Origin of the sequence: Vibrio kagoshimensis (assembly GCF_050337535.1) — a bacterium.
GTDB lineage: Bacteria > Pseudomonadota > Gammaproteobacteria > Enterobacterales > Vibrionaceae > Vibrio > Vibrio gallaecicus.
In genome coordinates this window covers 14,698-28,209 of record NZ_JAKJSZ010000006.1, presented here as the reverse complement: position 1 = coordinate 28,209, position 13,512 = coordinate 14,698, and the positions used below count along the sequence as shown (strand labels likewise).

The 13,512-nt window shown below is 39.5% G+C and carries 12 protein-coding genes and 1 other RNA gene; 4 read left to right on the top strand and 9 right to left on the bottom strand.

What is annotated here, in order from left to right:
- Positions 1–365 precede the first annotated feature (365 nt).
- Entirely contained in the window at positions 366–1,004 is a 639-nt protein-coding gene (locus L4C37_RS06415) for a class I SAM-dependent methyltransferase (protein WP_429768158.1), read from the bottom strand.
- Between the two features lie 140 nt (positions 1,005–1,144).
- On the opposite strand from L4C37_RS06415, the gene L4C37_RS06410 reads away from it, so the two are divergent.
- Entirely contained in the window at positions 1,145–2,044 is a 900-nt protein-coding gene (locus tag L4C37_RS06410; RefSeq protein ID WP_429768157.1) for a LysR family transcriptional regulator, read from the top strand.
- Positions 2,045–2,716: 672 nt separating this feature from the next.
- Here L4C37_RS06410 and ffs read toward each other — a convergent pair.
- The 3 genes from ffs to L4C37_RS06395 form a co-directional block, all read right to left on the bottom strand.
- Positions 2,717–2,813, bottom strand: an RNA gene (ffs, locus tag L4C37_RS06405) — signal recognition particle sRNA small type.
- Between the two features lie 152 nt (positions 2,814–2,965).
- Complete coding sequence (locus tag L4C37_RS06400; protein ID WP_429768156.1) at positions 2,966–4,972, bottom strand: GGDEF domain-containing protein; 2,007 nt, start codon at positions 4,970–4,972, stop codon at positions 2,966–2,968.
- Positions 4,973–5,120: 148 nt separating this feature from the next.
- Positions 5,121–5,858, bottom strand: coding sequence for a VP0952 family biofilm-associated protein (locus tag L4C37_RS06395; RefSeq protein WP_137374617.1), 738 nt, complete (start codon positions 5,856–5,858; stop codon positions 5,121–5,123).
- 51 nt (positions 5,859–5,909) lie between these two features.
- Between L4C37_RS06395 and L4C37_RS06390 the strand changes: the two genes are divergently transcribed.
- Positions 5,910–6,212 (top strand): MGMT family protein, encoded by a 303-nt coding sequence (locus tag L4C37_RS06390; RefSeq protein ID WP_429768155.1) that lies wholly within the window; start codon positions 5,910–5,912, stop codon positions 6,210–6,212.
- Between the two features lie 52 nt (positions 6,213–6,264).
- Here L4C37_RS06390 and L4C37_RS06385 read toward each other — a convergent pair whose 3' ends face one another.
- Positions 6,265–6,693: a YbaY family lipoprotein gene (locus L4C37_RS06385; RefSeq protein WP_137374619.1), complete on the bottom strand. Its 429-nt coding sequence runs from the start codon at positions 6,691–6,693 to the stop codon at positions 6,265–6,267.
- Positions 6,694–6,854: 161 nt separating this feature from the next.
- Here L4C37_RS06385 and tesB point away from each other — a divergent pair, with 161 nt between their 5' ends.
- Entirely contained in the window at positions 6,855–7,718 is an 864-nt protein-coding gene (gene tesB / locus L4C37_RS06380; protein ID WP_137374620.1) for an acyl-CoA thioesterase II, read from the top strand.
- Positions 7,719–7,935: 217 nt separating this feature from the next.
- Here tesB and L4C37_RS06375 read toward each other — a convergent pair whose 3' ends face one another.
- On the bottom strand, positions 7,936–8,598 hold the full coding sequence (locus tag L4C37_RS06375) for a hypothetical protein (RefSeq protein ID WP_137374621.1): 663 nt from the start codon (positions 8,596–8,598) through the stop codon (positions 7,936–7,938).
- A 67-nt stretch (positions 8,599–8,665) separates the two neighbouring features.
- Positions 8,666–9,124, bottom strand: a complete 459-nt coding sequence (locus tag L4C37_RS06370) for an Lrp/AsnC family transcriptional regulator (RefSeq protein ID WP_273294236.1) — start codon at positions 9,122–9,124, stop codon at positions 8,666–8,668.
- Between the two features lie 153 nt (positions 9,125–9,277).
- Between L4C37_RS06370 and L4C37_RS06365 the strand changes: the two genes are divergently transcribed.
- A complete protein-coding gene (locus tag L4C37_RS06365; protein WP_137374623.1) occupies positions 9,278–10,342 on the top strand; it encodes a PLP-dependent cysteine synthase family protein in 1,065 nt (354 codons plus the stop codon).
- A gap of 117 nt (positions 10,343–10,459) precedes the next feature.
- On the opposite strand, the gene L4C37_RS06360 is transcribed toward L4C37_RS06365, so the two are convergent.
- Positions 10,460–10,777 carry a DUF1244 domain-containing protein gene (locus L4C37_RS06360; RefSeq protein WP_137374624.1) on the bottom strand — a complete coding sequence of 106 codons (318 nt, stop codon included), beginning with the start codon at positions 10,775–10,777 and terminating at the stop codon, positions 10,460–10,462.
- Between the two features lie 456 nt (positions 10,778–11,233).
- Positions 11,234–13,510, bottom strand: a complete 2,277-nt coding sequence (locus tag L4C37_RS06355) for an nSTAND3 domain-containing NTPase (protein ID WP_429768154.1) — start codon at positions 13,508–13,510, stop codon at positions 11,234–11,236.
- Positions 13,511–13,512: the final 2 nt, after the last annotated feature.

The window sequence follows — 13,512 nt, the reverse complement described above, 5'->3', positions numbered from 1 at the left end:
TGGACACAAGCGATTTAGATGTATTGGTCTAAACTATTTCAGTCAGATTAGAAAATAGTTATCGTCACCATGATCGCTTATCTAAGAGATCTCATTCATCTTTATATATTTAATGTCACTAACCAACGTCAGTTTTATAGATGGGCATTTATTGACAAGGCTAGCAATTAGACTACTCTTTAAGAACTGATAGAACATCATCAGTAGGTAAATGAACAAGTTTCAACGTAAACCGTAACACTGTAAAAGAAAGAAATAGCATGTACATTGTAGAAAAATAGAAAAGCCACTTTTTACATTAAGTGGCTTTTTTTCCAACAAACCATCTCCGATCAACGTATTTTTATATCGCAAAACCCACATCCCTACGCTTTTCTTGCGACAATAAAATAACTAGATGCACCCTTGTAGATCTCTTTAGCTTCAACTGTCTTAAAGTCGCCTTTTCCCAATAAACTATCCAAATCAGAACGTCTGTATTCTCTTATAGTGATGGGGATTATTCCGATCTTCGAGAGTATTCTGACAAGGTGAATTTGCATGGTAACCAATAACGATTTTCTCCCCCCTAAACAAGGTGTACTCGAAATCAACAGACCATTAGGTTTGAGTAACTCGTGTATCCTTTGTACAACATGATGAGGTTTATCAACGGTATGTAACATATTAAAAGCAAAGATCACATCAAATGACTCGTTTTCATATCTGCTGTCAAAGATAGTAGCTTGAGTGAAATGAACATTTTCAATGTTGCTATTGGCAGCTTTATTTCTTGCTGATTCAACCATTGCTTTTGAGATATCAATGGCATGAATCTCCTTTACATGGCTCGCTAACTCGCATGATTTTGTACCAGTTCCACACCCGTAATCCAGCACGACATTGCTAGCATCGAGGTATTTTTCTGCATATTTTCTGGTCATATTATGTATGAATTCAAAACGGGCTTCAGACTTGTCATAGCCTTTTGACGCCTTATTCCAGAACTTTTCAGTCTTGTTCATTACCTACCACCTTTCAGTACTATGAAACCATACACTAGCTATTTCAATTGAATCTCGATGACTTGAAATTCATAAATCACATACATTCTATCGATGCTATTATGGATTGATAGGCGGAAAAATGCATAAAAGGTATTCATATGCGAATAGATTGGAAGGCGGTAGATTTTGATTGGAATCATGCGAGAGCTTTTCTTGCGACGGCTGAGCTGGGTTCTTTGTCAGCGGCTGCTAAGGCTTTAAATAGCTCCCAGCCAACATTGAGTCGGCAAGTCAATGCATTAGAGAAACAGCTTAAAGTTGCTCTATTTGAACGTGTAGGCAAAGGGCTTGAGTTAACGCCAAGTGGTATAGAATTGGCAGAATGCGTCAAAAACATGGGGAATGCTGCCGCCCATTTATCCCTGACCGCTTCAGGAAAATCCGAGGTATTAGAAGGCTCGGTTTGCATAAGCGCATCAGAAAGCATGGCAGTTTACGAGTTGCCTGCGATCATATCGAAGTTGAGAAGTATTGAACCCAAAATTACGATTGAATTAGTCGCATCTAACGCGAGTAGTGATTTAAAACGCAGAGAAGCAGACATTGCTATCAGATCATACAGACCTGAGCAGCTAGACTTAATTGCTAAGAAGATCAGAGACGACCATTTCTATCTTTATGCTGCCAATTCATACCTTAGCTCGATAGCAAACCCTCAGACTTTATCAGATTTCAATAGTGCTAATTTTATTGGTCCTTCGGATTATCAAAAAATCATTTCACTGCTAAATCAACGCGGGTTACAGCTAACTCCTGAAAACTTCCCAGTCACAACAAGTAATCATACTGTTTACTGGGAGCTAGTTAAGCAAGGCGTTGGTGTTGGTTTTATTCAAGATAGCTTGGTTCAACCAACAGATAATGTAGAAAAAGTGCTGCCAGAACTTGGTCATTTCCCAACGGAGCTTTGGCTTGTTACCCATCGAGAACTTCGAACAAATAGACGAATCCAATATGTTTTCGAATTTTTGAGCAAAGAGTTATCAAACTATAATTAATCTAGGGCAATAAGAGGGTTCAATTTATACCCGAGAATTTTTATGAATGTAAGAATGCAACCTTCTAGATAAAGTGAGCTAATTGGTACATTTAAATCCCCTTATTATTGTCATTGAAAAGAAAAAAGTGCGTTTACTAACCCTTTACTCATTTGACTGAATAGCTTTTCGATCCATCATATGAAGATAAGTGTACCCAGATCCACAAAGGCACCTCTTGTAGCTGCACCATTCGTTTACGTTGAATAAACGCCAATACTAGCTTTTGAAACTCAGTAACCAACACTACGCGCCTGTTGAACTCATTCAACGCAACTCTTTGTTTCTCTTAAAATCCATTCCTAAAATCAGATTTGAGGATCTGACAAAGTGTTTTACTTCGAAGAATGTTGACTGTTCATTGTGATCCGTTACTAAAAAGTCAGGGGATATCGGCATTTACGATTATTTAATTGATAATGGAAACCAAAGAGCTGAGAAGTGATTACAAAAAGATATCTGAACTGTTGGGGGATTTGATAACGAAAATACCAGTTTCAGTTTTTCGTAATGAGAGATAACGTATTTTAGTAGCAAGCTGAAAATCACGTTATTGATAGAGATAAAGCTCTGATTTGATAGGATTTAGATAGCAAAAAGCCGCTCATTAAGAGCGGCTTTTTTAAAGGGTGGAAGCCCCAGCCACATCCCGGCACACACGTCGCCCGCTGCGGCTGCTCCCTTCCAGGCCTGACCGAGTTCACGAGTTAGTGTTGCGGGAGGACCAGGGCCTCCATAGATTCTGTTTCAATAAGGCTTGCCTTAGTGAGTGACTGGATTATCAAGCATCGGGATCTCTATTGCAAGTACCTTAGTAGAGGAATCTTACTTTTTTGGTTTAACCGTTGTTTATTCAAACAATCTGCCTATTGTGCCATCGTACTAAGCACTTTTTTGAGCGTTTTTCTCACAAGATCGATTATACACTTTGTCACAGTTACCATTGCCATCAACAAAAGTGCATTTCCTCCCAATATCTCTTTTAGATTGATACATTGCCGAGTCGGTTTTAGACAAGATCTCTGATAAGTGCTTATCTCGTTTACGATTAGCTGATACGCCAACTGAAACGGTAATTGAGAGATACAAGTTATGTATTTCACTCACAAACATGAATTCACTTAGTTGCTCAACAATTGTATCTAAGTCACTACTCTTAGCTTCCCCGATTAAAACAAATTCATCACCACCAACACGGTAGCTATACCCTCTCCAATGCGTATTTATCACGTTGGCGTATTGTTGAAGAACTAAATCCCCAACCTCATGCCCATAGGTATCATTAACTTGTTTAAAATGGTTAATATCGAGTGAAACGACAGTATGCCAAGGTTTCACTTTTCTACGATACTTGCTCTGTAAACTACGCCTATTACGTAATTTAGTCAGTGAGTCTGTATAAGCTTGTTTCTTGAGCAAGAGAGTTGTAACAAGCATAAACCCTAATACTATGACAAACAGACCTTGAGAGCGTCGGGACAGCTGTTGCTCGGCTTCCAACGTTTCTCGCCAATCTGGCAGTTGATCGTATTTTTGATTAATTCGATCGGTGTCTATCATTGCCAATGCTTTATCGAATAAAGGGGTCAGCAAGGCACCTTTTTCATTCTTGACTAAACCAATCGCTATTTGAGATTGATATATATTGCCGATTGATTGCGCTGGAGTAATGGGTAATAAGCCTTGCTCACGAAACACATGACTTAAGCCTGCCAAACTGTGTGCTACATAATCCACTTCTTCATTAAGTAAAGCATCTATCAATTCTGCATTACTATCATAGTAATGAAGAGATTTATTAGGGAGCAGCAAGCTTAATAGTTCATCAAAAAAGTCGTCTTTTACAACACCAATCCTTTCAGAAATAAGCTCAGATATATTCTGATAAACCCTGTCTTTGTAACCAATTCTTTTTACTAGAATGGACTGCGGGGAATAATGTGCAGAAGTAAAATTGGCAACCTTTCTTCTTTGCTGTGAAATGACCAGCGGCGCAATAATATCAATTTCTTGATTCAGAAAATCTTGATACATACTTTGCCATGTTTCATTTGCTTCATTTACAACTTGGCATTTCAAAGTGAGGATATCGCATGCTTCAAATAACACTTCAGCACTAATACCATAGGGCTGACCCGGTAAATCAAATTGCGCATAGGGGTAAATATTTTCCAGCTTCACTTTAAGCGGCTGTGTAGTATCAATACCGCTCGTCACGACCCTTTCTCTTAGCGCATTTCTTCTAAGATCATACTGATACTGATTAACCGTTTCTCTTAGTAAACGTTGTACACCTTCAGAATAGATGAAATCGGTAAATCGAGTAAGATCTGCAATATGTTTACCTTTCTTTGCAATAATAGAGACAGGTTTGATTGTTAGTTGGTTATTTAAAAGTTGTGAATTGAAACCCGCCATAAGCATAGGTTTAAGCTGATTAATTGCATCAACAACTCCCTCTACCTGGCTATTTTTGAGTAACGCTTTAGCAGCGTCATGCCCTTGGTACTCAATAATTTCCATATTAGGAAAATGAGATAAAACGAGACTTCCATAGATTGTGTCTTTAGGGACACCGATGATACTTACCTCATCTAAATCTTTGCCTGTATCACTAAATAGAAAAGTGTATTCAATGTTGGTTGGGCGAGAATACTCAAAGACTAGTGAGCGTTGTTCAGTGTGAGTGACATTAGCAGCAAAATCACTGGTACCTTTCGCTACAGAGTCAAGGATAGCGTCAAAACTGGAGAAGTCTTTATAATAGATGGGAATTTGAAATTCTTCAGAAATGGCATCAAAAAGTACTCTCGTTACTATGTCATCCGCTTCTGTCGCGACGATATAAGAGTCATGTTGCTGCCCTGCTTGTGTAATGGAGGTAGTCATCATTACACTAAGCAGTAGGCAGATAAGCCTGTAAAAATATTGCACGCTGCAATTCTCTTGTATTTAACTTACCGTTTAAACCGTAAGCTCTATCCATGTTTACTGTACAAACGAACAAAATACCCTTATCCGGATATGATCTGTCTTTTTATGTATTCTGTTCGTCTTCAGCTCTTAAAATGTAATCTGTCATCCACGCAGTGCCAAGCAGGCACAACCAAACAACGAAAACGGGATTGGGTACTTCAATACTTGGGGTAACGACTAATGCAGCAAAACCCACTGTAGGTAATGTCCAACATAACAGTTTATTCCATCTGAAGGTTTTTAATTTTGTAAGTGCTTCCATTGAGGCCATAATTCCGGTGACACTTAATGCTATCAATGCCGCATAGGGTAAATCAGCTATCCATAAAGGAAGTATCAAACCTAATGACCACCAGCTGTGTTTACTAATAGGTTTCAAGTGATTAGCTGCCCACCAAATAACCATGATAGCGAGAGTTTGTACTATCGTCACCCATGGTGTGCCTTCAAGCTTTCCTGCTGATTGGGTCACCATAATCCCCACCTGTAACGTCGCAACGATAAGCCCTGATATTATAACGACCGACAGGCTGCTTCTTTTTGAAAACACCACCATTAGCAATGGAAATAACACCCACACACTGACTGAGAGTGTGATAGGTTGCAGCGGAAGCGTGAGCCCATAAGCAGTCATAGAAGCTAATAGCGCTAAACCCGCGATACCGCCTTGTGGCAGTATCCAAAGCGCAGGAATAACCATAGCAAGTACTGGAATGTCTCCATCACTTAAACTGATTGCTCTGGCACACACTACTGCTAATAATGTAGTGATTAGGAATTGAAATGTGGTAAATACCATAGCTCTCTCCTTCTACCGATCCGTGGTAACTTTGAACTAGGACTTTTTAGTATGAACCAATTTCTATCTCAAATCTTTGCTGTAATTCACCAAATTCCACAAGGAAAAGTAACAACTTATGGAGATGTCGCACGTTTTGCAGGTTTTCCTGGCTACGCTCGGCATGTAGGTAAAGCATTGGGTAACCTTCCAAAAGGCAGTAAGCTTCCTTGGTTTAGAGTGATTAATAGCAAAGGTGAGTTGTCACTGGTCGGTGAAAGTTTCGAACGCCAGAAATCGGCACTAGAAAGAGAAGGTATTGAAGTCAGTGAAAAAGGTAAAGTCAAACTCCGAATATACAAATGGCAGCCATAAAGCTGCCAAATGACAATGTTCATACTTCGTATGGATAACTTGATTGTGTGGCTTATCTCACTCCAACTAAACGCAAGTCAACATAGTCCGTTTTATATGTGTCGGTAATCACAGGGGCAACGGTATCTGTAGTGAAACGTAAGCGGTTATTCACTTCTATCGTTGCTCTTACGCTGTATCGGTGATTTTCTTTTATCTTTTTGCTATCAAAGCCCAGATCAAATTTGAATGGTACCTGCTCTCCGTTTGTCATAAAACGATGCTTTGCTATAACAATTGAAGGTGCGTCAGCTAAGGAGATATCTTCAAGAGTCACCGTCACTAATGCATCTTCAGGTAATGCAATTCGTTCTCTGTAAGTCACCGTACCTGAAACCGTTTTAATGCTACTGCCTTCCAATTCTGGTTTGGGTGCAGACTGGCAACCTGATAGTAACCCCAATGTAACTAGCGAAATCACAATAAGCAGTGCCTTTTTCATATTTTCTCTCTTTAATTAAACCTGTCAAATGCGACATTGACTCAGTATATGAAAGCTTTCGTTTTCTGTCTTGAATCCCTATGATTTATTGACAGTTATTTGACTGAGCTAGTAATTTAACACATTATTCTGACGAGTATTTTTTAAGAAGGACGCTGGCAATGAGTCAACCATTAAAAGAATTATTAAACTTACTCCAGCTAGAAAAACTGGAAGAAGGGCTCTTCCGTGGTCAAAGTGAGAATCTCGGATTACCTCAAGTGTATGGTGGTCAAGTATTAGGACAAGCCCTCTCTGCAGCTCGATATACTGTAGAAGAAGATAGAAGTGTGCATTCATTTCATAGCTACTTTCTCTTCCCAGGGGATCCTGAAAAGCCAATTATTTATGATGTAGAAAACCTGAGAGACGGCAGAAGCTTTAGTACTCGACGTGTGAAAGCGATTCAAAATGGCCGACCTATTTTCTATTTAACCGCATCTTATCACGGTGATGCTCCTGGTTTTGAACACCAAAACACCATGCCGGAGATTCCAGGCCCTGAAAACTTTGCTTCAGAAACAGAGCTAGCCAGCCATATTGCTGAGTTTTTACCAGAGAAATTGCGAAAGACTTTTTGCGGTGAAAAACCCATTGAAATGCGCCCAGTCACCGTCGTTAACCCATTAAAGCCGAAAAAGACTGAGCCAAAACAATATTTATGGGTTCGTGCAAATGGTGAGATGCCAGATAACCAACTTATCCATCAGTACCTTATGGCTTACGCTTCGGATTGGGGATTTTTAGTAACCGCATTACACCCCCATGAAGTATCTTTAATGACGCCCAACTTCCAAGTTGCAACCATTGATCACTCTATATGGTTCCATCGCCCATTTAAGATGGATGAATGGCTTCTTTACGTCATCGAAAGCCCAACAGCAAGTAACACTCGCGGGCTTGTACGCGGCGAAATATTCAACCAAAAAGGTGAGTTGGTCGCAACAGCCGTTCAAGAAGGTGTAATGCGTTTCACAAATAAATAACGCAATCTGAATCATCCATATGTTTATGATGGTTTCAAAATAATTAAAGCTCTGGAAACACCAGAGCTTTATTCTTTACGCTGTTACTTACTGCTTTACCATTAACTTGAATCCTTCAATATTCCCTTCTGCCCTAGCTAGCTATTTATTCTTGTTCATCCCAATAGCGGCAGATAATTTTAGGGTGCTCAAAGTAAAGCTATTCTTGTACTTTTAGCTACTCTTGCACTTTTAGCTTCAATTCATTTCCAGCATCTCTGAGTAAATTAATTGGAGATAAAACAACACCTTTAACAGCCCCTTGAGTCGCTTCTTCAGCTAGATTTTTCGACTTATCAATTACTTGATCCGCTTTCACCAGTATCGGCGGGATTTCTGCACGTAACAATTCTGATTCAGCAATAACGGCCGGTACCGTATTGTGACGATAGCCTTCACTTTCCAACAATAATGGCGGCACAACTTGCGTCCGATACCCTTTTAGCTCAGTTAACATAGGTGGGATAATATCCACTCGAACGCGTTTAACTTCTGAAAGCACTGCTGGTACAGAGGTTGAGCGTATGCTCTCTACTTCATCTAATATCAAAGGTATTTTTTTATCTACAGAGCTGACAGTTTGGTTCACTTGCTCAACGGTAAGTCGAACTTGCTCAACGGCTTCTAATGCTTGAGGCAGCAATTCCTCTGCAGTTTTCGCAACAACTAACCACTCTCCGACTTGTAGACCATTTGTAAGGCTTTCCAAGTCAGTGATGGCTTGTGGATACGTATCAATGACGTCACCCACTTTACTCGTAAACCCATGAATGGAGTAGCCGAGATAAAAAATCGATACCGCTAAAAGTAGCTGAACACCAGTAGTGAACTTTGCAAACATAAGTCGCTCCACAATAGATTTAATGGACTTTAGATTAGAAATGAAACCGTTCTATCAACAGTTTTGTTTAACAGATAGGCAGAGCAGTTGTATATTTCAATGGCTCCATGGCAAAAGTAGAAGTGACGTTCGAAATCCCATCAACGCTATTCACTAAACGCTTATAGAATTCATCGAAGCATTTCATATCTCTCACCTGCACCTTCATCATGTAATCATATTCGCCGGCCATTCGATAAAATTCCATTACCTCAGGAAACTCTGAGACGGTACTGACAAACCGACCATACCATTCATGAGAATGATCACTGGTTTTTATTAGGACAAAAGCGGTAAAAGAAAGGTCCAGCTTTTCTGGATTCAACAACGCGACTCGCTTTTCTATCACCCCTTCTTCTTCTAAACGCTTTAACCTTTTCCAGCACGGTGTAGTCGTTAAATTTACAGCTTCAGCCATATCACTTAAAGATAATGTACTGTCTTGCTGCAACAACCCCAGTATTTTTTTATCAATTGAATCTAACATTTCCTTTAAATTCCAATATTAGTAGAAAATTTTTCTATAAAACTGACTAATCATAGTAAATATAGCAAAGCTTTTCTCCTGAAAAATAGATAAATTATTACCATACTAATTAATAATAACGAATAGACAGCTTAGCTGCTCATGGAGTTCCCTATGTGTACAGACCATCAATGGATCAATAACGCCATCCGAAAAATCGAAGCCGATTACCAACGTTCTGCGGATACTCATCTAATCAAACTCGATCTTCCCAGCATCGAAGGTATTGATGTTTATCTAAAAGATGAGAGTACGCACCCAACTGGTTCTCTTAAGCACCGCTTAGCTCGTTCATTATTCCTTTACGCCATTTGCAATGGTTGGATTGGTCCTGAAACAACGGTTATCGAATCATCTTCTGGTAGCACTGCGGTTTCAGAAGCTTACTTTGCTCGCTTGCTCGGTCTACCTTTCATTGCTGTGATGCCAAAATCTACAGCTCAAACTAAAATTGACCAAATTGAGTACTATGGCGGGCAAGCACATTTGGTCGATCGTTCTGACCAAATTTACGCAGAATCTTACCGTTTAGCTGATGAACTCAATGGTCACTACATGGATCAGTTTACTTACGCAGAGCGTGCAACGGATTGGCGTGGGAACAACAACATCGCTAACTCCATTTTTAACCAAATGCAGATGGAAGATCATCCGGTTCCAACATGGGTAGTGATGAGCCCAGGCACTGGTGGTACTTCAGCGACGATTGGACGATTCATTCGTTACCAGCAGCATGAAACAAAACTGTGCGTCGTTGACCCTGAAAACTCGGTTTTCCACGATTACTTTAAAACGGGTGATAAGCATATTACTGGTGACAAAGGCAGTAAGATTGAAGGTATTGGTCGCCCACGTGTAGAGCCAAGTTTTATCACTGGGGTGATTGATGAAATGCGCACGATCCCTGATGCAGCCAGTATTGCCACTACGCACTGGTTGTCTGAGATGTTAGGCCGAAAAGTAGGTGCTTCGACTGGTACGAATATGTATGGGGTTCTTCAATTAGCATCTGACATGAAAGCGCGAGGGGAGAAAGGCTCTATCGTGACTTTATTATGCGATAGCGGTGAACGATACCTAGATACTTATTTTAACGATGAGTGGATTCGTGAAAATATTGGCGACTTAAAAGAGTACACTGCAAAACTAAAAACCTTCGACCAAACTGGCGAAATGTAATTCTAGCTAAGTGAAACATAATAGAGCCCTTTACGGGCTCTTTTGTTTTCAGAGGCTGTAATCACCCATAACCGTTTTCTTAATTTGAAGTCACGACTACATCCACCTTGTTGTACATTAATCTTTTTGCTTTGCTTCAAAAGCAGCAAGCTGTTCAGCTGTCGCTTTTGGCTGGTGGTTTTGCTTCCACTCATCGTAAGTCATGCCATACACACGCTCACGCGCATCATCTATATCGATATCTACTCCTAACTGTTCAGCTTCCGCTTTGTACCATTTACTAAAACAGTTACGGCAGAAACCCGCTAAGATCATCAAATCAATATTTTGAACATCTTTATTATCATCTAAGTGTGCAAGCAAACGACGGAATGATGCCGCATCTAACTTATCTTGCTCTTCTTGAGAAAGGTTCTTGTATTTGAATTCTGCCACTTTACTTTCCTTCTTAAGGTTTTGTTGTTTTATTATTTTCAGTTACGAATTTTCTGTCCAGCCTTCCTGTTATACAAAAAAGGCACACTTAACTTAAAGTTAGACTTAAAAGTTAGCCCCCCCTTACACAACGAGGGCTAGAAGCCATTTATCTAACTTTTACGTGTAGATCTAATTTTTCTGTAAGAGTTCAGGTGCTAAATGAAAAAATTAGATCACCAAAAACTGGTGGTCTCTACTATATTTTTATCTAACTTTATATGTACTGGTTCATACTCAGTCTGACAAAATCGTGGTTCGATTTCACCTGTTCACACAATCATACACTAACCACTAAACTCATTTTTGGACAAAACTTTGTTAGAGTCATCACTAAAACAGGTGTCTGAATATTAGAAAAAGTAATTTAAATCGAACTAGCGCAAACTTTCAGCAGAAGAGGAACCAACCATTAAACTATTCACTCTTTACTAGGTTTGAAAAGAGGCTTTTTAGAGCATCATCACTAAATTCCTCTTTATCGCGATTACTACGAGGCGTATAACTGGTGTTCTGGTTGGCAGGATCTTCCTCTTCTAGCTCATTTATTCGATCAAGTACAATCATTTTTGATTTTTCCAGATCATGTTTAGTAATTTTAGCGAGTTCGCTAAGAAACTCTAAGTGTTCAGACAATTCATCCTCAGTATCAAGGTGGCTAATGGCATTACGTGTGTCGTTGAATTCGTAGCTAACAAGCTGATTAATAATATCGCTTACTTGCTGAGGAGCTGTATCAAGCATGGACTCTTTCAATTTTTCTACAATCGATACTAACTCATCTATAGGAACTCCATTACTGAGAATCTTTAAAAGACTATCTTCAATGGTCTCCAACATATCCAATTTAAGATTATTATCATCATTTATGAAATTATGAACCCACCAATGCAAATCAGGTAGAGACGGACCATCGACCCACGACACTGTTTCGAGTGAGCCAGACCGGAAGATGTCCAGCGCTCTTTCAATAAAATATTGATCACCAGTACGCTCCCACCACTCAAGAAGAAGCTCTACCCGATCTGAAATTGATAGATCATGATACTTAAAAGATACATAACCGTTTTTTTCCACTCTTTCCAATGTCGGCGTACTATCTATAACTTCAGAAAATTTTTTAAATTTAGAGGCAAGAAACTTCAGATCCATTTCGCGACTTTCAAACACCGCCTTAAGGTGTCGCCAAAGATTTCTTGCCCAACCCACATTTTTAGAAGTCTCAGGCAACAGGCTGAGAAATTCCCTATCAATAAGATATGACTTGAGGAAATCTCGAACAGAGGGGTTTACAAAACTTACTGATTTACCAGATATAGAAATAAACCCCGACTCTAGTGACTGAAGTGCATCTTCAAAATCGCTTGGCATAGTTGACTGAGAATAATACGAACTGACAGAACGATGGAGCTCTGAATAGTTTGTCCTGAGCAATTCGATACTTTCTCCTCCAAACTGACTACCAAAAAAAAGTGCAATTAGCAGATTTTGAGATTTCATGCTCAATGACTTAAATGGCTTACTCCATATCAACTCAGGATTATTCAAGGCATGATAGATATATTTCGGATACTCACTAGGCTCTATAGTATCGAGACAATCACTAGAAACCGAGGCAATTACCCGAGGGTTATAGCTTTTATGATCCACAATCTTACTAAGCCAATCTCCCTCTAGTAGAGAGGAAAAATGTTGCGGACTTAGAGCGGATATAGATAAGTGGTTGAACAAAATGTGTGACTTAATTTTTCTAGTGTACTCACCCACATCCAATAAATACTTTGCTAATTGCAATCGTTGGTCATCAACATGATCTGATAACCTTCTTGCTTCCTCAAAAATGTGTGCTCGTGTAGTTAAAATAAACCTAGCATTTTTAGATTTTCTAACTCTTTTAACAAAGGTTGAAAGTGCTGTATCTCGCTGAATAAGTGACTGTCGATCTAACTCAATACGGCCCAAGAAATCATCAAAGAAATAAACCGTCGGGTGTTCATCATCAATCTTTGCAAAACCGTCTTCCAAGGAGTTAATTGCATAAAAACGCCACCCATCATTCAAATAATTGTATGCAACCATTTTAGCTAAAGTAGTTTTACCAACTCCAGGAGGCCCTGAGACAATAAGTATTTTTTCCCTTTCTAGTTTTTCTATAGCACCATCAAAGCTTGGGTTACTAACATACACTTTGACTTCTTCAAGTATCTCGGACTTTGTCGCGTTAGTGAATGACTCTAGCCCTGATTGTAGAATCCTCTCAAGAACAGCTGTACTTGAAAGCCAGAGTTTCATATGTGATTTTTCTATCTCAGGATGTTTTCTCAACGCTCCCTCAATATCACCTTCTCCCCAAACATCCTGGCTTTGCTTTATATAAGAGCCAAATATTTCAGCTAGCTGGTTACTTTTACTCGGGGTCAAAGATTGCGAGGTAAAAAACAAGTAACGACTAGGATTGAGTTTATTAACTTTCTCTAGCTCTTTTTTTGCTGAACTTTTCAGTTGAGAAAAGCTTGAACCTACATAATGTTTACACTGAAGTATTGTAGCTTCACTACCTTTTGAGTGACGCCCATCAATCCCCCCATCAGCGCCAGGACCAAACGCTTCAAATCGCATTCCGGTATCGGTTTGTGCGATATCACGACACAAGTCTTCAAAGTCTGCATGAGACAAATTAATCAATCTATTCATAA

Bases quoted from the DNA above. Each gene is read 5' to 3' on its own strand.
- L4C37_RS06415 (WP_429768158.1), bottom strand. From the start codon at position 1,004: ATGAACAAGACTGAAAAGTTCTGGAATAAGGCGTCAAAAGGCTATGAC.
- L4C37_RS06410 (WP_429768157.1), top strand. From the start codon at position 1,145: ATGCGAATAGATTGGAAGGCGGTAGATTTTGATTGGAATCATGCGAGA.
- L4C37_RS06400 (WP_429768156.1), bottom strand. From the start codon at position 4,972: ATGACTACCTCCATTACACAAGCAGGGCAGCAACATGACTCTTATATC.
- L4C37_RS06395 (WP_137374617.1), bottom strand. From the start codon at position 5,858: ATGGTATTTACCACATTTCAATTCCTAATCACTACATTATTAGCAGTA.
- L4C37_RS06390 (WP_429768155.1), top strand. From the start codon at position 5,910: ATGAACCAATTTCTATCTCAAATCTTTGCTGTAATTCACCAAATTCCA.
- L4C37_RS06385 (WP_137374619.1), bottom strand. From the start codon at position 6,693: ATGAAAAAGGCACTGCTTATTGTGATTTCGCTAGTTACATTGGGGTTA.
- tesB (WP_137374620.1), top strand. From the start codon at position 6,855: ATGAGTCAACCATTAAAAGAATTATTAAACTTACTCCAGCTAGAAAAA.
- L4C37_RS06375 (WP_137374621.1), bottom strand. From the start codon at position 8,598: ATGTTTGCAAAGTTCACTACTGGTGTTCAGCTACTTTTAGCGGTATCG.
- L4C37_RS06370 (WP_273294236.1), bottom strand. From the start codon at position 9,124: ATGTTAGATTCAATTGATAAAAAAATACTGGGGTTGTTGCAGCAAGAC.
- L4C37_RS06365 (WP_137374623.1), top strand. From the start codon at position 9,278: ATGTGTACAGACCATCAATGGATCAATAACGCCATCCGAAAAATCGAA.
- L4C37_RS06355 (WP_429768154.1), bottom strand. From the start codon at position 13,510: ATGAATAGATTGATTAATTTGTCTCATGCAGACTTTGAAGACTTGTGT.